The 25372-nt window shown below is 30.1% G+C and carries 27 protein-coding genes; all 27 read left to right on the top strand.

Translation table 11 applies throughout. The features are described 5' to 3' along the window. Window positions 1-189 precede the first annotated feature (189 nt). Window positions 190-1287, top strand: coding sequence for a DUF4178 domain-containing protein (locus tag I4U89_RS05450; RefSeq protein WP_195939074.1), 1098 nt, complete (start codon window positions 190-192; stop codon window positions 1285-1287). A 12-nt stretch (window positions 1288-1299) separates the two neighbouring features. Next, window positions 1300-1722, top strand: coding sequence for a DUF350 domain-containing protein (locus tag I4U89_RS05445; RefSeq protein ID WP_195939073.1), 423 nt, complete (start codon window positions 1300-1302; stop codon window positions 1720-1722). Then, entirely contained in the window at window positions 1722-3245 is a 1524-nt protein-coding gene (locus I4U89_RS05440; protein ID WP_195939071.1) for a polyamine aminopropyltransferase, read from the top strand. The genes I4U89_RS05445 and I4U89_RS05440 overlap by 1 nt, the downstream gene beginning before the upstream one ends. Window positions 3246-3259: 14 nt before the next feature. Beyond that, a complete protein-coding gene (locus I4U89_RS05435) occupies window positions 3260-3427 on the top strand; it encodes a hypothetical protein (protein WP_195939069.1) in 168 nt (55 codons plus the stop codon). A gap of 354 nt (window positions 3428-3781) precedes the next feature. After that, window positions 3782-3982 carry a 4Fe-4S dicluster domain-containing protein gene (locus tag I4U89_RS05430; protein ID WP_243279139.1) on the top strand — a complete coding sequence of 67 codons (201 nt, stop codon included), beginning with the start codon at window positions 3782-3784 and terminating at the stop codon, window positions 3980-3982. 12 nt (window positions 3983-3994) lie between these two features. Continuing rightward, window positions 3995-5143: a 2-oxoacid:acceptor oxidoreductase subunit alpha gene (locus I4U89_RS05425; RefSeq protein WP_195939067.1), complete on the top strand. Its 1149-nt coding sequence runs from the start codon at window positions 3995-3997 to the stop codon at window positions 5141-5143. Further along, complete coding sequence (locus I4U89_RS05420) at window positions 5125-5937, top strand: 2-oxoacid:ferredoxin oxidoreductase subunit beta (RefSeq protein WP_195939065.1); 813 nt, start codon at window positions 5125-5127, stop codon at window positions 5935-5937. The genes I4U89_RS05425 and I4U89_RS05420 overlap by 19 nt, the downstream gene beginning before the upstream one ends. 18 nt (window positions 5938-5955) lie before the next feature. After that, window positions 5956-6486: a 2-oxoacid:acceptor oxidoreductase family protein gene (locus I4U89_RS05415; RefSeq protein ID WP_195939063.1), complete on the top strand. Its 531-nt coding sequence runs from the start codon at window positions 5956-5958 to the stop codon at window positions 6484-6486. 62 nt (window positions 6487-6548) lie between these two features. Then, window positions 6549-8219: an acyl-CoA mutase large subunit family protein gene (locus tag I4U89_RS05410; protein WP_195939061.1), complete on the top strand. Its 1671-nt coding sequence runs from the start codon at window positions 6549-6551 to the stop codon at window positions 8217-8219. A 20-nt stretch (window positions 8220-8239) separates the two neighbouring features. Continuing rightward, the gene (locus I4U89_RS05405) at window positions 8240-8641 is read left to right on the top strand and encodes a cobalamin B12-binding domain-containing protein (RefSeq protein WP_195939059.1); all 402 of its coding nucleotides are present in this window, start codon (window positions 8240-8242) and stop codon (window positions 8639-8641) included. A gap of 10 nt (window positions 8642-8651) precedes the next feature. After that, complete coding sequence (gene meaB, locus I4U89_RS05400) at window positions 8652-9590, top strand: methylmalonyl Co-A mutase-associated GTPase MeaB (RefSeq protein ID WP_195939057.1); 939 nt, start codon at window positions 8652-8654, stop codon at window positions 9588-9590. 9 nt (window positions 9591-9599) lie between these two features. Further along, window positions 9600-10010: a methylmalonyl-CoA epimerase gene (gene mce, locus I4U89_RS05395; protein WP_195939055.1), complete on the top strand. Its 411-nt coding sequence runs from the start codon at window positions 9600-9602 to the stop codon at window positions 10008-10010. A 49-nt stretch (window positions 10011-10059) separates the two neighbouring features. Continuing rightward, complete coding sequence (gene mmdA / locus I4U89_RS05390) at window positions 10060-11607, top strand: methylmalonyl-CoA decarboxylase subunit alpha (RefSeq protein ID WP_195939053.1); 1548 nt, start codon at window positions 10060-10062, stop codon at window positions 11605-11607. Window positions 11608-11621: 14 nt separating this feature from the next. Next, window positions 11622-11981 (top strand): OadG family protein, encoded by a 360-nt coding sequence (locus I4U89_RS05385; RefSeq protein WP_195939051.1) that lies wholly within the window; start codon window positions 11622-11624, stop codon window positions 11979-11981. A gap of 18 nt (window positions 11982-11999) precedes the next feature. Beyond that, window positions 12000-12383, top strand: coding sequence for a biotin/lipoyl-containing protein (locus tag I4U89_RS05380; protein ID WP_207744116.1), 384 nt, complete (start codon window positions 12000-12002; stop codon window positions 12381-12383). Window positions 12384-12507: 124 nt separating this feature from the next. Then, entirely contained in the window at window positions 12508-13692 is a 1185-nt protein-coding gene (locus I4U89_RS05375) for a sodium ion-translocating decarboxylase subunit beta (protein ID WP_330615526.1), read from the top strand. A gap of 170 nt (window positions 13693-13862) precedes the next feature. Continuing rightward, a complete protein-coding gene (locus tag I4U89_RS05370) occupies window positions 13863-14630 on the top strand; it encodes a class I SAM-dependent methyltransferase (protein ID WP_195939049.1) in 768 nt (255 codons plus the stop codon). A 127-nt stretch (window positions 14631-14757) separates the two neighbouring features. Beyond that, window positions 14758-16113, top strand: a complete 1356-nt coding sequence (locus I4U89_RS05365) for a DUF389 domain-containing protein (protein WP_195939047.1) — start codon at window positions 14758-14760, stop codon at window positions 16111-16113. A 167-nt stretch (window positions 16114-16280) separates the two neighbouring features. Beyond that, a complete protein-coding gene (locus I4U89_RS05360; RefSeq protein ID WP_195939045.1) occupies window positions 16281-16664 on the top strand; it encodes a hotdog domain-containing protein in 384 nt (127 codons plus the stop codon). Between the two features lie 192 nt (window positions 16665-16856). Beyond that, window positions 16857-18299: a Na+/H+ antiporter NhaC gene (nhaC, locus tag I4U89_RS05355; protein WP_195939043.1), complete on the top strand. Its 1443-nt coding sequence runs from the start codon at window positions 16857-16859 to the stop codon at window positions 18297-18299. A 613-nt stretch (window positions 18300-18912) separates the two neighbouring features. Then, window positions 18913-19716, top strand: a complete 804-nt coding sequence (locus I4U89_RS05350; RefSeq protein ID WP_195939041.1) for an enoyl-CoA hydratase-related protein — start codon at window positions 18913-18915, stop codon at window positions 19714-19716. Window positions 19717-19727: 11 nt separating this feature from the next. Then, complete coding sequence (locus I4U89_RS05345) at window positions 19728-20570, top strand: 3-hydroxybutyryl-CoA dehydrogenase (RefSeq protein ID WP_207744115.1); 843 nt, start codon at window positions 19728-19730, stop codon at window positions 20568-20570. A gap of 59 nt (window positions 20571-20629) precedes the next feature. Continuing rightward, complete coding sequence (locus I4U89_RS05340; protein ID WP_195939039.1) at window positions 20630-21814, top strand: acetyl-CoA C-acetyltransferase; 1185 nt, start codon at window positions 20630-20632, stop codon at window positions 21812-21814. 30 nt (window positions 21815-21844) lie between these two features. After that, window positions 21845-22969 carry an acyl-CoA dehydrogenase gene (locus tag I4U89_RS05335; protein ID WP_092925689.1) on the top strand — a complete coding sequence of 375 codons (1125 nt, stop codon included), beginning with the start codon at window positions 21845-21847 and terminating at the stop codon, window positions 22967-22969. A 22-nt stretch (window positions 22970-22991) separates the two neighbouring features. Next, the gene (locus tag I4U89_RS05330) at window positions 22992-23789 is read left to right on the top strand and encodes an electron transfer flavoprotein subunit beta/FixA family protein (protein WP_195939037.1); all 798 of its coding nucleotides are present in this window, start codon (window positions 22992-22994) and stop codon (window positions 23787-23789) included. A 58-nt stretch (window positions 23790-23847) separates the two neighbouring features. Beyond that, window positions 23848-24822 carry an electron transfer flavoprotein subunit alpha/FixB family protein gene (locus I4U89_RS05325; RefSeq protein WP_195939035.1) on the top strand — a complete coding sequence of 325 codons (975 nt, stop codon included), beginning with the start codon at window positions 23848-23850 and terminating at the stop codon, window positions 24820-24822. 161 nt (window positions 24823-24983) lie between these two features. Next, window positions 24984-25364 carry a hotdog domain-containing protein gene (locus I4U89_RS05320; RefSeq protein ID WP_195939033.1) on the top strand — a complete coding sequence of 127 codons (381 nt, stop codon included), beginning with the start codon at window positions 24984-24986 and terminating at the stop codon, window positions 25362-25364. Window positions 25365-25372: the final 8 nt, after the last annotated feature.

The raw sequence follows: 25372 nt of genomic DNA, 5'->3' as shown, positions 1-25372 counted from the left end.
ACTTATATGGGATATTTTAAGGTGATTACTAAGATTAAAAAACTTAAATAACAAATATATGGCTATAAAAAGATATTTGTCAATACGACTATTTACGAAGTGAAATCTGTATACAAATTTCAAACAATAAAATTTTTATATGATATAATGATTATATGGAAAAATATGTAATATTAGGGAGGTGAAATTATGGTTAGTGCTAACTTTAGGCAACTAGAAATAGAGCAAAGGATAAAAATAAAATCTAATGTATATAAAATAAATTCCTATATAGTATACAAAGATGAAGAAAATTCAACCTTTATAGAATATGAACTTATAAGTGGTAATAAAGTATTATGGCTAAGTGTTGGAATAAGTTATGATTATTTATATTTATTTAAAGAAACACATCAAAAATCAGAAAATACGTTATACCAATCGGGGTACAAACTAAAAGAAGACTTAAAAGCAGAAGTTACGAACTTTTATAAAGCAGATGTAGATTTGCATGAAAAAGTAGTATTTAAAGAATATGAACAAAAAGAATCTAAAAAAATATTTTCAGTAGAAACTTGGGAGGATGAAGTTATTTATTGTGAAAGTATTGAAGTAGATAATATAGAAATACTACAAGATAATTACAAAGAAGAAAGTAGTCCTAAAAAAGAACAGAAAAAAGTGCCATATCTAAAATATGCTTTATTACTTTCAATACCTATAATTATATTAATAGTATATATGACTATAAGTGATAAAAATTTTATACAAAACTATCTTAAAAATGAGCCATCAAAGTATACTTATTACACATCTATAACTTCTGATGCTGATAGCAAGTTAAAAGCTGATGTATATTATACATCTATGTCAATGGATGAATCAGTAAAGGATATAATAGACAAAGCAACAACTTTAATAGAAGAAGTTCAAAGTAGCGATGATGAATATAGTGTAGCCATACTCACAAAAGATGAATATGCTGTAGTTTATGTAGGTATGGATGATAAGACCTATATACAAGTATGTCCTAGAGAATATATATATGCTAGTAATAATGAGTTATATAACACAAGTCATTCTTCATCAAATGCATACTATAGAGATTTTTATTATACCTTTGGCTATAGAGATGACTACAATAGATACAAAAGAAGGGTATCTCCATTTAACACTTATAAAGGAAATGTAGTATCTCAAGATTTTAATGATAAATATAGAGAATTACAAACTTCAAACCAAAGTGTTAAAAGAGGTAGTGTATTTTCAAGGCCATCTTCTGGTGGTGGACTTAGTAGTGGAAAATAATAGGAGGAATATATGGAGGGAATTTTAGGAACGATAATCTATTCAGTAATAGGTTTTATACTTATGCTAGTTGGAAACTTTTTAGTAGACTTGGCTATACCTTGTCACTTTCCAACAGAAATAAAAAGAGGAAATAAAGCAGTAGGATATATAAGTGCAGCATCATCAATAGCAGTAGGTATACTTTTAAGAAGTGTTATAGCATCTCCAGTTAGCCAAAATGCAAATACAACGATACTACAAGATTTAACTTCAACAGTTATATACTTTGTACTTGGAATAGTGCTTTGTATATTAGGTTACCTATCAATATTAATATTTAACAAAAAATACAATCTAAATGAAGAAATTGGAAATGGAAATAGTGCAGCAGGGCTTATGGTTTCTGGAATATTTATAGGCCTTTCTATACTAATTAGTGGTGCTATACAGTAATGGAAAATTATAAATTTAATTATAAACTTTTAATGCTAACAACACTTATAATATCAGGTTGTTCAATAGTTTATGAACTTTTAATAAGTGCTGTAGGATCCTATTTACTAGGAGATAGTATAAAGCAGTTTTCTATAACAATAGGGCTTTATATGTGTGCTATGGGAGTAGGTTCTCATATTTCGAAATATGTTAAAAAGAACTTATTTGATTTTTTTGTATTTGTTGAAATAGCTGTTGGTATACTAGGAGGTATATCTTCATTAGTACTATTTTTATCTAATGTATATATAGCATCTAGTGAATTTATAATGTATATACAGATAGTTTTAATAGGAACTTTGGTGGGACTTGAAATTCCTATACTTACAAGGATTATAGAGGAAAACTGTGACAATTTAAGAGTAACTTTATCAAATGTATTTAGCTTTGATTATATAGGGGGGCTTATAGGTTCACTTGCATTTCCACTATTTTTACTTCCTACCCTAGGGTATTTTGCTACATCTTTTTTAGTGGGAACAATAAACATAGTAATAGCTATAGTTATAATTCATAATTATAAAAGCTATATAAAAAATATTGAAGTATTTAAGATAGTTTCATATATAGCACTAGCATTTATGTTTTTAGGAGCATTATTTTCTGAAAATATATCACGTAGTATTGAAAATTCACTATATCGTGATAGGGTTGTACTATCAAATCAAACACAGTACCAAAAGATTGTTATGACAAAACACAAAGATGATTTAAGATTATATCTAAATGGAAATATACAGTTTTCATCTAAAGATGAATATAGATATCATGAAGCATTAGTGCATATACCTATGGGAGCAGTCAAAAATCATGAAAATGTATTAATACTAGGTGGTGGAGATGGATTAGCAGTTCGTGAATTATTAAAGTATGATGATGTTAAAAATATTACATTAGTTGATATAGATAAAGATATGGTAGATTTGTGTAGAACTAATCCACTTGTAACTGAGATTAATAAAAATTCTTTATCTAGTGAAAAGGTAAAATTGGTATATGAAGATGCCTTTGAATTTTTAGAAAATACTAAAGATGTATATGATGTTATAATAGTTGATTTGCCAGACCCTAACAATGACAGTCTAAATAAATTATATACTAATATATTTTATAGACTATGTAAAAATGCATTAGCTCAAGATGGAGTAATGACAGTACAATCTACTAGCCCATATTATGCTAAAAAAGCATTTTGGAGTATAAATAAGACTTTAAAGTCTGAAGGTTTTAATGTATATCCATACCATGTTCAAGTGCCATCTTTTGGAGAGTGGGGATTTAATCTTTGTTCAAAACAAGATTTGAACTTAGAAAATATTAAAATTAACATAAGTACTAAGTATTTAAATAAGGACTCTATTGAAAGTATGTTCAATTTTGCACAGGATGAAATTATTGACAGTAGTAGTATAGATACTAATACTTTATCTCATCCTAGGCTTATAAATTATTATGAAGAATCAGTCAAAAACTGGAACTAGTGTGGAGGTACTTTATGTATATTACATATGAACTTTTTTTTCAAATATTTAATACATTAATATGGATACTGATTCCTATTGCTATATATAGATTTATAAAGAAACAAAAAGAAAAGAAAGCATTAATAAATAATAGAATTTCTAATTTAGAGAAAAGAGTTAATGAATTAGAAAATAAATAGCAGTGTATGTAAAAAACAGTATAAGTTTAATCATATAAAAATACCATTAGCATAAATTTATGTTGATGGTATTTTTTAGATTCTAAGTATCTAAAAAACAGAAGCTAATTAATTTTATAAAAATAAAAATTTACTATAAGTATATTTCAAATTTTGCCTTATATCAAGTTTTATTCTTCTTTATAAAAATTAAGATGGTATTCTTTTGAATTACTGTATATTTATTATAAATAAAAGAATATACAGTAATTCAAAAGAATATATAGGAATAGAGTGAGGATTAAAAACTGAAAAGATAATTAAAAATATATATCTAATATTTCAAATATAAAGGTTATAAGGGGGGGGATAATATTGCCTGATAAAAAACTTATGCTAAATGAAAAGTGGTGCAAAGGTTGTGGAATCTGCGTAGAATTTTGTCCAAAGGATGTATTAAAACTAGCAAGTAGTAAAGTACAAATACGAAAAGAAAATGATTGTATATTTTGTGGATTATGTGAACTTAGATGCCCAGATTATGCTATATATATAGCACAAACTTCTGAGGATTAAAGAGGTGAGAATATGTCTAGGAAAGTAAAGTTATTACAAGGAAATGAAGCCTGTGTACATGGCGCACTTTATGCAGGTATGAAATTTTTTGCAGGATACCCTATAACACCATCTACTGAAATAGCAGAAATTTCATCGTTTATGCTTCCAAGAGTAGGAGGTAAGTTTATTCAAATGGAAGATGAAATAGCCTCTATGGCTGCCACTATAGGTGGATCAATTGCAGGACTAAAATCAATGACAGCTACTAGTGGACCAGGTTTTTCTCTAAAGCAAGAAAATATAGGATATGCATGTTTAGCTGAGATACCATGTGTTGTCGTTGATGTTCAAAGATGTGGTCCAAGTACAGGCCTTCCAACATCCCCAGCACAAGGTGACTTAATGCAAGCTAAGTGGGGAACTCATGGTGACCATCCAATAATAGTATTATCTCCAATAAGTGTTAAAGATACATTTGACATGACAGTAAAAGCATTTAATTTTTCAGAAAAATATCGCACCCCAGTTATATTACTTTTAGATGAAGTTATAGGACATATGAGAGAAAAAGTAGAAATACCAGAAAGAAATGAATTAGAAGTAATAGATAGAATAAAAGTTACAGCTTCTAAAAAAGAATACAAGATTTATGATTCAAATTCCTTAGTTCCTCCTATGGCAAATTTCATAGATGGCTATAAATATCATATAACAGGACTTATGCATGATGATGTAGGGTTTCCAACTAATAGCATAGATAAAGCAAAAATATTAATGGATAGGCTTATGAGAAAAATAGAAGACAACTTAGATGATATATTAATATATGATGAATATAAAACAAACGATTGTGAAGAACTTATAGTTACTTTTGGGTGTATGAGTAGATGTAGCAAAGATGCAGTAAATGCTCTAAGAGAAGAAGGAATAAAAGTTGGACTTTTAAGTATAAAGACAGTATGGCCATTTCCTGAAGAAAAGGTGAGAGAATTAAGTAAACAAGTTCAAAATATATATGTACCTGAATTAAATAGTGGTCAAATAAGATTAGAAGTAGAAAGAGTAAGTTCAAAAGACTGCAATATTTATGGAATCAACAAATATAATGGAGATATTATAGCTCCAGAAGAAATTGTAGATAAAATATTGGAGGTAAAAAGATGCCTAGTACAGTCATAGAAAATAATTTTAGAACAAAGAGACTACCACATATATGGTGCCCTGGATGTGGTCATGGGATATTAATGAGAGCTATAGCTGTAGCTATAGAAGAGTTAGGTCTTATTAAGGAAAATGTTTGTGTAGTATCTGGTATTGGATGTTCATCAAGGGCATCTGGATATTTAAACTTTAATACCCTTCATACTACTCATGGTAGAGCGTTACCATTTGCAACAGGTATAAAATTTGCAAGTCCTAATATGCATGTTATAGTTATAACTGGTGATGGAGACTGTAGTGCAATAGGTGGAAATCATTTAATACATGCCTGTAGAAGAAATATAGATATAACGACAATAGTATTTAATAATAATATATACGGGATGACAGGTGGTCAATACTCTCCAACTACTAATACTAATGATTTAGCTACAACAGCTCCATATGGAAATATTGATAGACCTTTTGATATATGTGAGCTAGCAATAGGAGCAGGAGCCACATTTGTTGCAAGGGCTACAGCATATCATGCTAAGCAAATGATAGATTATATTAAAAAAGGAATAAATCATAAAGGATTTTCTTTAATAGAAGGAATGAGTTTATGTCCAACATACTATGGAAGAAAAAATAAGAAGGGGTCAGCAGTATCCTTAATGAACCTACTAAAAGAAAATTACGTAGATGTATCTCTCAAAGATAAATTACCTAAAGAAAAATTAGAAAACAAAACTTTCTATGGAGTATTCAAAGATAGTGTTATGCCAGAGTATACTGAGGAATATGAAAAAATTATAAATAAATTCAAGTAAGTATAAGGAGATTATATTATGAGAAAAGAAGTTAGGCTTAGTGGTTCTGGTGGTCAAGGACTTATTCTAGCAGGTATTATACTTGCAGAAGGCTCTATACTTTCAAATCTAAATGCAGTACAAACTCAATCATATGGGCCTGAAGCTAGAGGGGGAGCTAGTAAGGCTGAAGTAATAGTAAGTGATGAAGAAATAAATTTTCCAAAGGTAAGAAAAGCTGACATGCTATTATGTTTAACACAAAAGGCATTTGATGAATATTATCACACAGTAAAAAATAATGGAATTATAATTTTAGATTCTTCTATTGATGAAAAAGATATAATTAATGATAAAGTTAAGGTATTAAAATTACCTATTATATATAAAAGTAAGTATGAATTAAAAAAAGAAATGGTAGCTAATATGGTAGCACTTGGAGTTATATGCAATATGATAACAGAAATAGATACAGAACAAGTAAAAAAATCTATGTTAAGTAGAGTTCCAAAAGGAACAGAAGAATTAAATGAAAGAGCTTTTGAAATGGGAATTTCACTGGGAAAATAAATTAAAAGTTTAATAAAATATTAGATATTTTAATTTTGTTAATTAGGTATAAGGAGGGGCTTATGACAAATAACAAAGATGAGATACAAGTAAACTTTAAAAAATGGGAAGAAAATAAGGTTAATAAGACTTTAAGTAAATTTCCAGAAAGAAAAGAAACATTTACATTCGATACAGGAGAAGAAGTAAAAAGACTATATACACCAATTGATGTGGATGTGGACTACGAAAAAGATTTAGGTTATCCAGGGCAGTATCCATTTACAAGAGGTGTTCAGCCTACAATGTATAGAAGTAAGTTTTGGACTATGAGAATGTATGCAGGTTTTGCAACTGCTGAAGAATCAAATCAAAGATACAAGTATTTAATAGACCAAGGTTCCATGGGTCTTTCAGTAGCATTTGACTTACCTACTCAAATGGGATATGACTCAGATGATGATATATCTGAAGGAGAAGTAGGAAAAGTTGGAGTTTGCATAGATTCGCTAGCTGATATGGAAATATTATTTGATTCAATTCCTCTAGATAAGGTATCAACATCAATGACTATAAATGCACCAGCATCAGTACTTCTTGCAATGTATATAGCAGTAGCAAAAAAGCAAGGTGTAAGTGCTGACAAATTAAGAGGAACTATTCAAAATGATATATTAAAAGAATATGTAGCAAGAGGAACTTATATATTCCCTGTAAAGCCTTCTATGAGGCTAATAACTGATATATTTGAATATTGTTCAAAAGAAGTACCAAAATGGAACACTATAAGTATATCGGGTTATCATATAAGAGAAGCTGGAGCAAATGCAGTTCAAGAAGTAGCATTTACTTTAGCTGATGGTATAGCTTATGTTAATTCTGCTATAGAAGCAGGACTCAATGTTGATGACTTTGCACCAAGATTATCATTTTTCTTTAATGCACATAATAACTTATTAGAAGAAGTTGCTAAGTTTAGAGCTGCAAGAAGATTATGGGCAAAAATAATGAAAGAAAGATTTAATGCACAAAACCCAAAATCATGGTCACTTAAATTTCACACCCAAACAGCAGGTTGTACACTAACAGCACAACAACCAGAAAATAATATAGTAAGAGTAGCAATTCAAACATTAGCCGCAGTTCTTGGAGGAACACAATCACTTCATACTAATTCAAAAGATGAGGCATTAGCCCTACCAACAGAAGATTCAGTAAGAGTAGCACTTAGAACACAACAAATAGTAGCAAATGAAAGTGGAGTAGCAGATAGCATAGATCCATTAGCTGGTTCTTATTATGTAGAAAGCTTAACTAATGATATAGAACAAAAAGCTTTAGAATTAATAAATAAAATAGACAACCTAGGAGGAGCACCACAAGCCATAGAAAAGGGATTTATTCAACAAGAAATAATGGATAGTGCATACAAATACCAAAAAGAAATAGAAAATAATGAAAGAATCATAGTTGGAGTAAACAAATTTCAAATAGAGGAAGAAGCGCCAAAGGGACTTCTTAAGGTTGATCCTATGGTTGGTGAAAGACAAAAAGAAAAGATAAGAAAGTTAAAAGAGAGTAGAAATAATGAAAAAGTACAAAAAACTTTAGAAGCTTTAAGAAAAGCTTGTAACTCTAATGAAAATGTAATGCCATACATATTAGATGCAGTTGAAAGTTATGCTACATTAGGAGAAATATGCAAGGTCATGAGAGCTGAATTTGGCGAATACAAACAAACGGCAATGATATAGTGATTTAAGGAGGAGTACAAATGAGACCAATAAGAGTATTAGTTGCAAAACCAGGATTAGATGGACACGATAGAGGTGCAAAAGTAATAGCTAGAGCTCTAAGAGACGCAGGGATGGAAGTCATATACACAGGCCTTCGTCAAACTCCATATCAAATAGTTCAAGCTGCAATTCAGGAAGATGTAGATGTTGTGGCTATGAGCATACTATCTGGTGCACATAATCATTTATTACCAAAGGTTGTAGAGTTATTAAAATCTGAAGAAGCAGATGATATTTTGGTAATAGGTGGAGGCGTTATTCCTGAAGAAGATATACCTTTCTTAAAAGAAAAAGGAATAGCTGAGATATTTACGCCAGGGACTCCAACAACAGTTACTATAAAATTTATAAAAGAAAATCTTAAAAGAGAATTAGCATAAAGGTGAGATTATGAGTGATATAGTAAGAAAAATTATAGAAGGTAAAAAAAGAGACTGTGCTAGGCTTATTACTATTGTAGAAAATGAAATGAATGGATATGAAAAGTATCTAAAAGAAATATATAAATATACTGGAAGGGCTTATGTCATAGGAATAACAGGCCCTCCCGGTGCAGGTAAATCTACAATGACTGATAAACTAGCAAAACATATAAGAAGTAAAGGAAAGAAAGTAGGAATAATTGCAATAGACCCAACAAGCCCTTTTACAAAAGGAGCAATACTTGGAGATAGAATAAGAATGAATGATTTAAGCTTAGACAAAGAGGTATTTATAAGATCTATGGGGACAAGAGGTAGTTTAGGGGGTCTATCAAATGCAACACAATCTACTGTAAAAATACTTGATGCTTATGGATGTGATTTTATATTTATAGAAACTGTAGGAGTTGGACAGTCTGAAATTGATATAGTAAAAAATGCTGATACAACACTTATGATTATGGTTCCAGGACTTGGAGATGATATACAAGCAATAAAAGCTGGTGTTATGGAAATTGGAGACATATTTGTTATAAATAAGGCTGATAAGGACGGAGCGAAAAAAACGGCTTTAGAAATAGAAATGATGCTTGATTTTAAAAAAGATTGGGATTTTAGACCTCCAGTAAACTTATGTGTAGCGGAAACTGGAGAAGGCATAGAAACTGCTTTTGAAAATATAAAAAAACATAAAAATTATTTAAAAAGCAGTGGGAAATTAACTGAAAAAAGATTTGAGCGAAATAAATTAGAAGTAAAAGAATTAGTACAAAGAAAGATTTCAAAGCTAGTTAAAAAACTAGAATACACAAACGAAATTAATGAGCTTTTAGAAAAAACTATAACTAAGGAAATAGATATATATTCTCTTAGCGATATATTAGTTGAAAAGATAATTAATGATTAGGAGGAAGCTATGGATATATTAAAAGTAGACCATGTGGGAATAGCTGTAAATAACTTAGAAGAAAGTTTAAAATTTTATGAAGATGTATTAGGGATAAAGTGTGAAGGTATAGAAATTGTAAGCGACCAAAAAGTTAAAGTGGCATTTTTACCAGTTGGAGATACTGAACTTGAATTATTAGAATCAACTTGTGATGATGGACCTATAGCTAAATTTATAGCTAAAAATGGTGGACATGGTGGTATACAACACGTAGCAATAAGAGTAGATAATATAGAAAAAGCAATAGAAGAAGTTAAAGCTAAAGGATATAAAATGATAGATGAAGTACCGAGATATGGAGCAGGAAATGCAAAAATAGCTTTCTGCCATCCAAAAGGAACTGATGGAATATTACTTGAGTTAAGTGAAAGAAAATAAAATTAACTTTGCAATTTAATACATTAATTAAAGTTTTGGGGGTGGTTTTGTGTCACAAGAAAAGTTAAATCTACTTTATGAAAAAAGAAGTAAGATAGAGCTAGGAGGTGGGCAAAAGAGAATAGATAAACAACATGCATCAGGAAAATTAACTGCAAGGGAAAGATTAAATTTATTATTTGATGAAAATACTTTTGTTGAATTAGATGCATTTGTAAAACATAGATGTTCAAATTTTGGTATGGAAAAACAAGAAGCACCAGGTGAAGGCGTTATATGTGGGTATGGTAAAGTTGATGGAAGACTTGTTTGTGCATTTGCACAAGACTTTACAGTACTTGGTGGGTCTTTAGGTGAGATGCATGCTAAAAAAATAGGAAAAATTATGGATATGGCACTTAAGGTTGGGGCTCCAGTAGTAGGACTTAACGATTCAGGAGGAGCTAGAATTCAAGAAGGCGTTGATGCACTAGCTGGATATGGAGAAATATTTTATAAAAACACAATAGCATCAGGTGTAGTACCACAAATATCTGCAATAATGGGACCTTGTGCAGGAGGAGCGGTATATTCACCAGCACTGACAGATTTTATATATATGGTAGATAAAACTAGCCAAATGTTTATAACAGGTCCACAAGTTATAAAAACTGTAACAGGGGAAGAAGTAAGTGCTGAAAGCTTAGGTGGGGCATCAACACACAATACGACTTCTGGGGTAGCTCATTTTATAGCTAGTAATGATAAAGATTGTATAGAGCAAATAAGAAGACTACTTAGTTTTTTACCATCAAATAACTCAGAAAAATCCCCGATAATAGATACCCTAGATGATGCTAATAGAAAAAATGATATATTAAACAGCATAATACCAGATGATACTAATAAGCCATACGATATGAAAGAAATAATATATGAGATAGTAGATAATAGTGATTTTTATGAAGTTCAACCGTACTTTGCACAAAATATGATAACAGGTTTTGCAAGAATAAACGGAGAAAGTATTGGTATAATTGCAAATCAGCCAAAGATTATGGCAGGTTCACTTGATATAAATGCGTCAGATAAAAGTGCAAGATTTATAAGAACTTGCGATGCATTTAACATTCCAATACTTACTTTAGTAGATGTACCAGGATTTTTACCAGGAACGTCTCAGGAGTATGGAGGAATAATAAGACATGGTGCAAAAATGCTTTATGCATATAGTGAAGCTACAACTCCTAAGATAACTTTAATAACTAGAAAAGCCTATGGCGGTTCATATCTTGCAATGTGTTCAAAAGACTTAGGGGCTGATATGGTATTTGCTTGGCCAAGTGCTGAAGTTGCAGTTATGGGTCCAAGTGGTGCAGCAAATATTATATTTAAAAATGATATAAAAAATGCCCAAAATCCTAAAGAAATGAGAGAAATAAAGATAAAGGAATATAGTGATGAATTTGCAACTCCATACAAAGCAGCAGAAAGAGGATATTTAGATGATGTAATTGAACCTGCGTACTCAAGAATTAGAATAGCAGATGCACTTGATACATTATCATCTAAAAGAGAAGAAAGACCGCCTAAAAAACATGGAAATATACCTTTATAGGAAGGTGGTAATATATGAATATTAGTCAATTATTAAAAACTTTAAAAGACTCTACAGTAACACTCTCAATGGGAGAGGCTTTAGTAGCGGGTGTTAGTGTAGCATTTATTTCTATGAGTGTAGTTTTTATAGTTTTATTAGTTATAACAGCTATAATAAAATCACTTCAAAGTGAAAAATTACAAAAAGAAACTACTATAGAAAGTAAAGAAGTTAAAAAAGATGAAAATATAGAAGAGTTAGTATCTGTAATAACTGCAGCAATAGCTACTTCAACAGGAAATAGTACAAATAACATAATAGTAAGGAAAATATCTAGAACTAATAACTCAAAAACAAATTGGGAAAGAATGACTAAAAATACTACTAAATAAAGTAGCAGGGGGGTAATTATGATAAAGAAATATAATATAACGGTTAATGGAAATACATATGAAGTAGAAGTAGAAGAAGTGGGAAGTATAGCAAGTCAAGTTTTAAAAACAACACAAAGCACATTAGTAGCACAGCCATCACCACAAGAACAAAATAAATTTGAATCACCATCTACATTTTCAAATAGTTCTGGTAATATAAATGCTCCAATGCCAGGAACTATATCTGATGTTAAAGTTAAAGTAGGAGATAGTGTAAAAAAAGGTCAAGTATTATTGATACTTGAAGCTATGAAAATGGAAAATGAAATAATGTCAGACTCTGATGGTATAGTTACATCTGTTAATGTATCAAAAGGAGAATCTGTAAGCGTTGGAGATATACTTTTAACTATAGGATAGCTTGTAAGATAATCAAAAATACTTTAGATTTAACTAAAGGCATATTTTATGTTACATAAAAATTAAACTTATTACAACAAGGGAAATTTACAATTTCCTATAATAGAAAAAGGGGGACTTACCCGTGATAGAAGTTATAAATAATTTTATTTCATCTATGGGGATTGTTAATATCTCATGGCAACAAATTGTTATGATTTTTATTGCTTGTGTTTTACTATACTTAGCAATAGAAAAAGAATTTGAACCATTATTATTAGTACCAATAGCTTTTGGGATGTTGCTTACAAACCTACCACTAGCAGGTGTTATGAGCGAGCCAGTATCATCAATTAGTAATCTAAAATTAACAAATGAAGCTATAAATGGAACTATTTCCACTAAATCACCAGGAGGGCTTTTACATTATTTATACCAAGGAGCAAAGCTTGGAATATTTCCACCATTAATATTTTTAGGAGTAGGTGCATGTACAGACTTTGGTCCATTAATTTCAAATCCTAAAACTATGTTATTAGGAGCAGCAGCTCAATTTGGTATATTCTTTACATTTATAGGAGCACTACTTTTAGGCTTTACTGGACTTGAGGCATCATCAATAGGTATAATTGGTGGAGCTGATGGTCCGACTGCAATTTATTTAACAACAAAACTAGCACCGCATCTCTTAGCACCTATAGCAGTTGCAGCATATTCTTACATGGCATTAGTACCAATTATCCAACCACCTATTATGAAAGCACTAACAACTAAAGAAGAAAGAAGCATAGTTATGACACAATCAAAGCCAGTATCTAAAAAAGCAAAGATAATATTTCCAATAGCAGTAACAATAGTAGTATCATTATTATTGCCATCAGCAGCTACATTAATAGGACTTCTTATGTTTGGTAATTTACTTAAAGAGTGTATGGTTACAGATAGATTATCAGATACTGCAAGTAATGCTTTAATGAATATGATAACTATATTTTTAGGATTAGCAGTTGGAGCATCAGCAGAGGCAGAAATATTTTTAAGTATGCAGACTATAAAAATATTTGCACTAGGTATAGTAGCATTTAGTATTGGAACTGGTTCAGGAGTATTATTTGCAAAACTAATGAATAAATTTAGTAAAGATAAATTAAATCCACTTATAGGGGCAGCTGGAGTATCAGCAGTTCCTATGGCTGCGAGGGTTGCTCATAAAGTAGCACAAGAAGAAAATCCAGGTAACTTTCTACTTATGCATGCCATGGGACCAAATGTTGCTGGGGTTATAGGTTCAGCAGTAGCAGCAGGAATACTTCTTAGTTTATTTGGATAAATATATTTAGTTATAAAAGGATATCTCTAATTATATTAAGATTTAAAGAGATGTCCTTTTATAGTTCAAATACAGTATTTATAGTTAATTATATAGATTCAATAAACTATAAAGGACTATATAATTAACTTATAGAAATTATAAATAACTAGAATGAAGGAGAACTATCAATGGATATATTAAAATATAATAGTAATGCATGGGATAATGAAGTTAAAAGAGGAAATAAGTGGACAATGCCTGTAAGTAGCGAAGATGTAGATAAAGCAAGAAACGGTGAATACAAACTATTGTTAACACCAACAAAATTAGTACCTAAAGAGTGGATAGGGAATATAAAGGGTAAAAAGGTACTTTGTCTAGCATGTGGTGGAGGACAACAAGGACCAATATTTTCTGCATTAGGATCAAAGGTAACAGTATTTGATAATAGCAAAGAACAGCTATTAAGAGATGAGTTTGTAAGTAAAAGAGATAATCTTAAAATAGATTTAGAACAAGGTGATATGAGAGATTTATCAAGATTTGAGGATGAAAGCTTTGATTTTATATTTCATCCAGTATCAAATACATTTATAGATAATATAGAAAAGATTTGGAAAGAGTGCTACAGGATACTTAAAAAGGATGGCGTATTAGTAGCTGGATTTACAAATCCTATAGTATATATATTTGACTTATGCGAATGGGAAAAGGGGAACTTAATAGTATCAAATACTATACCTTATTCAGATATAAATCAACTACCAAAGGAAAAACTAGAAGAATTTATAAAAAATAAAGAACCTTTAGAGTTTGGACATACACTTTATAGTCAAATAGGCGGTCAAATTGAAGCCGGTTTTGTAATATGTGGATTTTATGAAGATAAAATAGAAGATGATATATTAGGAAAATATATAGATACTTATATAGCTACGAAGGCAATAAAATTATAAATAATATAACATAAGCATATATAATATATAAAATATATATTAGAAATCTAATTACTTGCAAATTGTACCATAATATAGTAAATTTAAATATATTAAATAGGACATTATATAGCTTAGGAGGAAATTTATGAAATTTAGTAAAGAAAATTTTATATATGAATTTACTAGAAATCAAGCCACCAATGAGGAGATACATGAAAATATATTAGAAGGAATGAATGTACATGGTGCAAACTTTATAATACTAATATGTGCAATAATAATAGCATCTGTTGGACTTAATATGAATTCTACTGCAGTAATAATAGGTGCTATGCTTATATCACCACTTATGGGTTCTATCATAGGTATAGGCTATGGTGTAGGTACTTATAATTTAAAGTTATTAAAAGAAGCCTTTAAAATACTAACAATATCAGTTTTTATAAGTATAATAACATCTACATTATATTTCTCAATAACACCAATAACAACAGCAGGTAGTGAAATATTAGCAAGGACTAGTCCAACTATATGGGACGTTATAATAGCTTTTGTTGGTGGTATAGCAGGAATGGTTGGGCTAACTCGTAATAAAATTAGTAACGTAATACCGGGAGTAGCTATAGCCACTGCACTTATGCCACCACTTTGTACAGCAGGATATGGACTTGCTACTAAAAATTATCATATATTTCTTGGTGCAGGATATTTATTTTTTATTAATTGCTTTTTTATAATAACATCAACTTTTATAGTTACAAAAGCATTAAATTTACCAGCTAGAACTAATTTAGATGATGAAAAACAACACAAGGTTAAAAGAATTATATTAATTACAGCTGTAATAGTTATGATACCTAGCGTATTTTCTGCACTTAATATGATACAAGAAACAATAGATGAAAGTAATTTAGACGCTTTTATTAATGCAGAATTAAAAGATCAATATGTAATAGAAAAAAGCATAAATACAAAAAATAACACTATAACTTTAGCATTAATTGGAGAAAAAATATCAAGAAATAAATTTAAAACTTTAGAAAATAATTTACATAATTATGGATTTGAAGATATGGATTTAATAATAAAGCAAGATGAGGGAAGCATATCTGACATAGAAAAGTACATATCTGATATAAAAAATCAAAACAATACATTTATAAAAGATAATAATGTATCTAATAAGTCAGGAGACATAAAAGAAGATATAAATGTACAAGAAATATCAAAAGAAATAAAGGTTATTTATCCTCAGATAAAAGAGGTATACTCAGGATATGTAACTAGTGATACTAATAGTTCAAAAGAAGTACCAGTACTTATACTATATACCAATGATGAAACCTTAACTGAAAGTATACATACTATAGAAAACTGGTTTAAAGCTAGAACTAAAGAGGATAGGGTCAAAGTTTATGTACAAATGATTTCTACTGAAAAAGAATCTAAAGTTGACAATAAATATAAAAAAGAAGGCATTAATAAAGAATTAAATCAATAGATAAAAAGCACTAAAAATTATAATTATGATTTTTAGTGCTTTTTTACATATTACAAAAGTAGTATCTTTTACAAATTAATATATAGTTGTTTATGTAATATATGCCTAAGTCTATTTCATAGTATTTATTAAAGGTCAAAAATTAAATTAAGGAAGGGGACGAGTTAATGAAGTCTTTAATAAGAGTTAGAATAGGGACAAATGATGCTAATTATGGCAAAAACTTAGTAGATGGTTCAAAGATACTTAAATTATTTAAAGATGCAGCCGCAGAAATACTTATAAAGCATGATGGGGATGAAGGCTTATTTAGGGCTTACGATAATATAGAGTTTTTAGCACCTGTATATGCAGGAGATTATATAGAGGTTAGTGGAGAATTAATATCTTTTGGAACCACATCTAGAAAAATGAATTTTGAAGCTAGAAAGGTTATACAATCAGTATCAGGCATAAATAATTCATCAGGAGAGGTGTTACTAAGACCTATAGTTGTATGCAAGGCTAGTGGAACTTGTGTAGTTCCTAAAGATAAACAAAAAAATAGATGAAAATATAAATTAGTCAGATAAATTTTATTAAAGTCTGTAAATATAGAATTCATAAGTTATAAGGGAAAATGAAACGTTGAGGTATATATTAAAATATTATATAGGAATATACTAAAAACTAACTAAAAATTGGTATAATTTTCAGAAAATTTAATATGGATTAATAAAATATAAAAATAAGGGGGAAATATTTTGAAAGCAAACCCAAAAACCCAGAGAAAAGCAACTCTTATAGAATCTATAATACCATTAATACTTTTAGTTATAGTATTAGCATATTCATTGATAGAACTCGATGCTGATCCACACATACCACTTATAATAGGTTCACTTATGGTAGGTTGTGTTGGAATATTTAGACTAGGATTTAGCTGGAAAGAGTTAGAGGGAACAATACTTGAAACTATAAAAATGGCAATGCAGGCAATACTTATACTTATGATAGTAGGTACACTTATAGGAACATGGATATTAAGTGGAACAGTACCATCAATGATTTATTGGGGTCTTGAAATATTATCACCAGCAATATTCTTACCAGCAACTACAATAATATGTGCGATAGTATCACTTGCTACTGGTTCATCTTGGACTACAGCAGGAACTGTTGGAATTGCGCTTATTGGTATAGGTCAAGGTCTTGGAATGCCGGCTCCGCTTGTAGCAGGAGCAATAATATCTGGAGCATATTTTGGAGATAAAATGTCACCACTTTCAGATACTACAAACTTAGCGCCAGCAATGGCAGGAGCAGAGTTATTTGAACATATAAAACACATGATATACACTACAGGACCAGCACTTATAATAGCACTTATACTTTATGGAATAATAGGTATGAAATATGCAGGTAAAGAACTTGATATGGCAAACATTGAACTTATAAGAGGTACACTTAGTGATTCATATAATACTTTATCACCGATACTATTTATACCACCTATTTTAGTAATAATACTTGTTATATGTAAAGTACCAGCCATACCAGGATTATTAATAGGAACACTACTAGGGGCAATATTTGCATATTTTTGTCAAGGATCTAACTTAACTGATATAGTAGGAGCTGCTCATTATGGATATGTATCAGAAACAGGAGTAGCTGACGTTGATGCATTATTAAGTCGTGGTGGTCTTGATTCCATGATGTGGACAGTTTCACTTATATTATGTGCACTTAGTTTGGGAGGATTACTTGAAAAAACTGGAATGCTAGAGGCACTATCAAGTGCACTTTTAAAATTTGCAAAAGGTTCTTTTGGATTAGTTTTAGCTACTATAGTATCTTGTATAGGAGTAAATTTAGCTACTGGAGATCAATATCTATCAATAGTTTTACCAGGAAGAATGTATAAAAATGAATATAGAAAAAGAGGATATCATCCAAAGAATTTATCAAGGGCACTAGAAGATAGTGGAACACTAACATCACCACTTATCCCATGGAATACATGTGGTGCTTATATGTGGGTAACTTTAGGAATTCATCCATTTGCTTATTTACCATTTGCATTTTTAAACTTAATAAATCCTATAATATCTTTAATATATGCATCTACCGGTATAACTATAGAAAATTTACCTCAAGAAGAAATGAAAAAAGTTAAAGAAGAAATAGAAAAAGGTATACTATAAACATAAGAGGCTATCTTAATTAAAGATTAGCCTCTTTCGTATTAATAGAAAATTTTCAAAAAAAATCTATTTTTAAACTTTATATGACAAATTTTTATAAAAAAGAAGGAGTCTAAGAAAAAGTAAAGAATATTTATATAATAAAAATAATATATGTAAAATTTATTAACAAACGTTAGGATAAAAATTTTTGATTAATAACAAATTATGCTTATGAATAATTATAAGTATATGTAATGCTGATTTATATATAAAAAAAATAATATACAAAAAATGTAAAATATAAAGAAGGAATATGAAGAATAAAGTAGAATATTATATAATATAAAAAGAAAATGTAAAAAAATAAAAATAAAAGAAGGGATATAGAAATAAATATATAATATAATAAACATAAGAAAATATTTATCCTAAAATTTTAGCTATAAATTAAAAAAATGTAAAAAAATAAAAATAAAAGAAGGAATATAGAAATAAATGCAGAATATTAAAAGCATAAGGAAATATTTAGTTGAAAACTACAATTATAAATTACTAAAGTAGTAAATAGCTAAGAGAGGGAATAAGACATCTGTGTTACTATTAGTAAATAGGATATAAGGATGGAAAAGATATGTTTAAAAATTTAATCTGCACTAAAGAGGGGAATATATACATAATCAAGATAGCTAGGGAAGAATATTTGAATTCTTTAAATGAAGAAGTACTAAAAGAATTAGATAGAGCTATTGATATCATCAAAAAAGATGAGGAAATTTATGTAGGTATAATAACAGGTCAAGGAAGGGCTTTCGTAGCAGGGGCAGATATAGAAGCTATGAAAGATATGAATTTTGAAGAAGCAAGAAGGTTTTCAAAAACTGGAAATGAATTATTTAGAAAAATAGAAAACTGTGAGAAACCTATAATAGCGGGAATAAATGGATTTTGCTTAGGTGGAGGATTAGAGATTGCTATGAGTTGTGATATTAGAATAGCAAGCACAAAAGCAAAATTTGGGCAAGTAGAAGTCAACCTTGGTATATTACCTGGATTTGGAGGAACTCAAAGGTTATCTAGAATAGTAGGAATAGGGAAAGCTAAAGAACTTATATATAGTGCACAAATAATAAAAGCAGAAGATGCATTAAACATAAATCTAGTAAATAAGGTTACATCACATGAAACTTTACTAGAAGAGTGTATAGATATGGCAAAGCTTATTGCATCTAAAGGTCAACTTGCCGTAAGATATGCTAAAAATGCAATAAATAAAGGTTATGAAATAGATATAGATAATGCTATAAATCTAGAAAGCTATCTATTTGGGCTATGCTTTGCAAGTTATGACCAAGAAGAAGGTATGAGTGCATTTTTAGAAAAAAGAGATCCAAAATTTAATATACATTGTGATAAAAAAGTAAGTAGTTCATTATAGGGGGAAATATCATGAAAATAATGGTAATAGGAAGCGGTACTATGGGAAGTGGTATTGCAGAGGTACTTATATCTAATGGACATCAAGTAATACTTAGAGATTTAAACAATGACAGTATAGAAAAAGGGATTAAGTTAATAACAAAAAGTTTAGAAAGAAAAGTAGCAAAAGAGAAGATAAAACATGAAGAAAAAAATGAAATATTAAAAAGACTTAATTCAACTGTAGAATTAGAAGAAGCAAAAGATTGTGATTTAGTAATAGAGGCTATAGTTGAAAATATACAAATCAAAAAACAATTACTTAAAGAACTAGATGAAATATGTAAAGAAGAAACAATATTTGCAACAAATACATCATCATTGTCGATAACAGACCTATCAATAAGCACTAATAGACCTGAAAAAGTGATAGGAATGCACTTTTTCAATCCAGCACCAGTTATGAAATTAATAGAAGTAATAGACGGTATGCTAACATCAAAAGAAACCCACAATACAATATTTGAATTATGTAAACAATTAAATAAAACTCCTGTAAGTGTATCTGAAGCACCAGGATTTGTAGTTAATAGAATTCTAGTACCTATGATAAATGAAGCAATAGGAATATTTGCAGAAGGTATTGCAAGTGCAGAAGATATAGATAATGCAATGAAATTAGGAGCAAATCATCCAATAGGACCATTAGCGTTAGGTGACCTTATAGGTTTAGACGTATGCCTAAATATAATGGAAGTACTATATAGTGAATTTGGGGATTCAAAATATAGACCACATCCACTTCTTAAAAAAATGGTTAGAGGTGGAATATTAGGAAGAAAAGTTAAAAAAGGATTTTATAATTATCAATAATTAATTATAAAATTCATTAAATAAATAAAAAAATTTGACACTGTCAAGGGAGGAAGAATATGAGAGAAGTTGTTATAGTATCAGCAGTTAGAACTCCTATAGGCTCTTTAGGTGGGGCACTTAAAGATGTAAGTTCTGTAGAATTAGGAAGTATAGCGGCTAAAGAAGCAATAAAAAGAGCTAATATAAATCCTGAAATAATAGATGAGGTGTTAATAGGAAATGTATTAAGTGCAGGTCTTGGACAAAATGTAGCAAGACAAGTTGCTATAAAAGCTAATGTCCCAGTAGAAACTCCAGCACTTGCTATAAATAAAGTTTGTGGTTCTGGACTTAGAGCAGTTAGTATGGCAGCACAATTTATAGCTCTTGGAGATTGTGATGTAGTACTTGCTGGTGGATGTGAAAGTATGAGTAATGCACCATATTTATTAAATAGAGGTAGATATGGATATGGATTAGGGGATAATAAAATAGTTGACTCTTTAGTAAATGATGGATTAACAGATGCCTTTAATAATTACCATATGGGGATAACTGCAGAAAATTTAGCAGAAAAGTTTGGTATAACTAGAGAAGAACAAGATAAATTTGCTCTTTTAAGTCAAGAGAAAGCTAAACAAGCTCAATTAAGCAATAGATTTAAGGATGAAATAGTTGAGGTTTTAATACCACAAAGAAAAGGTGATCCTATTGTATTTGATACTGATGAGCATCCAAAGCATAATACTACTCTAGAAAGATTATCTAAATTAAGACCAGCATTTAAAAAAGATGGAACTGTTAGTGCAGGAAATGCATCTGGAATAAATGATGGTAGTGCTATGGTTATACTTATGAGTAGAGAAAAGTGCGATGAATTAGGATTAAAACCATTAGCAAGTATAGTTTCTTATGCTTCAGCAGGAGTTGATCCATCTATAATGGGTTATGGTCCAGTTCCATCAACAGAAAAAGCTCTTCAAAAAGCAAACTTAAACTTAGATGATATAGACTTAATAGAAGCAAATGAAGCTTTTGCAGTACAAGCTTTATCAGTATCAAAAGGATTAAACTTTGATATGGAAAAAGTAAATGTAAATGGTGGTGCAATAGCACTTGGTCATCCAGTGGGAGCTAGTGGATGTAGAATATTAGTTTCTTTAATACATGAAATGCAAAAAAGAGAAGATGCTAACCTAGGACTTGCTACACTTTGTATAGGTGGTGGACAAGGTACTAGTTTAATAATAAAAAAATGCTAATATAGTGTATTCAAAAGAGGGGAGATATTTATGGAAAAATATGAATTATTAAAACAAATGTATAGAGAGTTTACAGTAAATGAGGTAGCTCCTATAGCTCATGAAATAGATGAAGAAGAAAAATTCCCATATGCAACAGTTGATAAGATGGCTGAATGCGGGATGTTAGGAATACCTTTTCCAAAAGAATATGGTGGAGAAGGCGGAGATTATTTAGGATACACATTAGCTGTTGAAGAACTTTCAAAAGCTTGTGGAACTACAGGTGTAATTTTATCTGCTCATACATCACTAGGTGCTAATCCAATATATGAATTTGGTACAGAAGAACAAAAGCAAAAGTTTTTAGTTCCACTTGCAAAAGGAGAAAAATTAGGTGCTTTTGGTTTAACTGAACCTAATGCAGGTACAGATGCATCGGCTCAACAAACTACTGCAGTTTTAGATGGAGATAATTATATATTAAATGGAACTAAGATATTTATAACTAATGCAGGTCCTGCTGATATATATATAGTTATGGCTATGACTGATAAATCAAAAGGAACTCGTGGAATATCAGCTTTCATAGTTGAAAAAGGAACAGAAGGATTTACAATAGGTAAAAAAGAGAAAAAACTTGGTATAAGAGGTTCTGCAACTTGTGAACTTATATTTGAAAACTGTGTAATACCTAAAGAAAACTTATTAGGTAAAGTTGGACAAGGATTTAAGATAGCTATGAAGACACTAGATGGTGGTCGTATAGGAATAGCTGCACAGGCATTAGGAATTGCACAAGGTGCATTAGATGTTACAGTTGATTATGTAAAAGAAAGAAAGCAATTTGGTAGAAGTTTATCGGCGTTTCAAAATACTCAATTTGAACTTGCTAATATGAAAACTAAAATAGAAGCTGCAAGACTTTTAGTATATAAGGCTGCAAGTAAAAAAGATGCAGGTAAACCATATAGTGTAGATGCTGCTATGGCAAAACTTTATGCATCTGAAGTAGCAATGGAAGTTACAACTAAAGCAGTTCAACTTCACGGAGGATACGGATACACTCGTGAATATGATATAGAAAGAATGATGAGAGATGCAAAAATAACTGAAATATACGAAGGAACAAGTGAAGTACAAAGAATGGTTATAAGTGCAGACTTACTTAAATAGCAAATTTTTAGGAGGAAAGAATATGAATATATTAGTTTGTGTAAAGCAAGTACCAGATACAACAGAAGTAAAATTAGATCCTAAAACTGGTACATTAATAAGAGATGGTGTACCAAGTATTATAAACCCTGATGATAAAGCAGGAATAGAAGAAGCAGTAAACCTAAAAGAAAAAATGGGTGCTACAGTTACAGTTTTAACAATGGGACCACCTCAAGCTAAAAATGCATTAAAAGAAGCAATAGCAATGGGTGCTGATAAAGCAATACTTCTTACAGATAGAGCTTTTGCAGGAGCTGATACATTAGCTACTTCAAAAACTATAGCAGGAGCTATAAAGAAACTAGACTATGATTTAATAATAGCAGGAAGACAAGCAATAGATGGAGATACAGCACAAGTTGGTCCTCAAATAGCAAATCATCTTGATATACCATCTATAACTTATGTTGAAAAGTTAGAAGTAGAAGGTGAACATGTAATAGTAAATAGAGCTTTTGAAGACGGATATCAAGTTATAAAGGCTAAAATGCCACTTCTTATAACTACTTTAAAAGAAATGAACACTCCAAGATATATGAGAGTTTCTAGAATATATGATTGTATGAGAGAAGATAAAATAGAAACTTGGACTTTAAAAGATATAGATGTTTGTTTAGAAGAGATAGGATTAAAAGGTTCTCCAACAAAAGTTAAAAAATCATTTACTAAGGGCGTTAAAGCAAAAGGAACACTTTATGATGTAGATGAAAAAGAAGGAGCATCAATAATAGTAAATGCTCTTAAAGAAAAGTTTATAATAACTGAAGCTAAGGCTTAAAAACTAAACAATTTGACGAAATATTTCTCAAAGAGTAGTGATTATAGGAGGAAAAATAATGAGTGTAATGGTTTTTGTTGAGCAAAGAAGCGGTGAGATCCAAAATGTTTCTTTGGAATTAATAGGAAGAGGTAAAGAGTTAGCAGATAAATTAAATAGTAAAGTAAGTGCAGTACTTCTTGGACACAATGTTAAAAGTTTAAGTGAAGAGCTTATACAATATGGTGCAGATGAAGTAATTTGTGTAGATGATGAAAACTTAGATGTATATGTGACTAATACATACACTAAAGCACTTTGTGATGTTATAAATAAAAAAGATCCAGAAATAGTTTTAGTAGGAGCGACTACAATAGGTAGAGATTTAGCACCAAGAGTTAGTGCAACTATTGGAACAGGGCTTACAGCAGACTGTACATCACTTGAGATAGATGATGAAACTAGTGGACTTTTAATGACTAGACCTGCATTTGGTGGAAATATAATGGCTACTATAATATGTCCAAATCATAGACCACAAATGAGTACTGTAAGACCAGGAGTTATGAAAAAGTTAAAAAAAGATAGTACAAGAACTGGAAATGTTGAAGATTTTGTAGTAGATTTTAGTGAAAATGGTAAAAACGTAGAAGTATTAGAATATATAAAAGAAACTGTAAAGAAAGTTAATATAGAAGATGCTAATATACTTATATCAGCAGGAAGAGGAATAGGTTCTAAAGAAAATATGAATGCTTTATATGAATTAGCAGATATATTAGGAGCTGAAGTAAGTGCTTCTCGTGCTGTAGTTGATGCAGGATGGGTTGATAAAGCTCGTCAAGTAGGACAAACTGGTAAAACTGTAAGACCAGACCTTTACATCGCTTGTGGTATATCAGGAGCTATACAACATTTGGCTGGTATGGAAGAATCTGAATTTATAATAGCTATAAATAAAAATAGTGAAGCACCTATATTTGAAGTTGCAGATGTTTCTATAGTAGGAGATGTTAATAAAGTTATTAAAAATTTAATACAAGAATTAGCATAATAAACTTAAATTTACTAATTGGTGTAGGTCTAGCAAAAATTCGCTACGCTCATGTCGCTTAAGTGCTTCGCCAACACGTTGCTTAAACGGCTATGTACGTTGCTAAAAAAGGCCTATCCCAGTTATTAAATATATAAACAAACATAAAGGGGGATTTTCACATGAAAGCAATGATAAGAATAAGAATGGGAAGTAATGACGCTCATTATGGTGGAAATTTAGTAGATGGTGCTAAAATGCTTCAATTATTTGGAGATGTAGCTACTGAATTACTAATACAAAATGATGGTGATGAAGGATTATTTAAAGCATATGATAGTGTAGAGTTTTTAGCTCCAGTATATGCTGGTGATTATATAGAAGCAGTTGGTGAAATAGTTAATGTAGGAAATAGCTCAAGAAAGATGATATTTGAAGCTAGAAAAGTTATAGTACCAAGAACTGATATAAATGAATCAGCAGCAGAAGTTTTAGAAAATCCAATAGTAGTATGTAAAGCTAGTGGAACTTGTGTAGTGCCTAAAGACAAACAAAGATTATAGTTACTTAG

It is taken from the genome of Romboutsia sp. 1001713B170131_170501_G6, from assembly GCF_015668195.1.
Lineage (GTDB): Bacteria > Bacillota > Clostridia > Peptostreptococcales > Peptostreptococcaceae > Romboutsia_C.
Note: the sequence above shows the minus strand (reverse complement) of the source record. Positions and strands in the feature narration are given on the sequence as shown.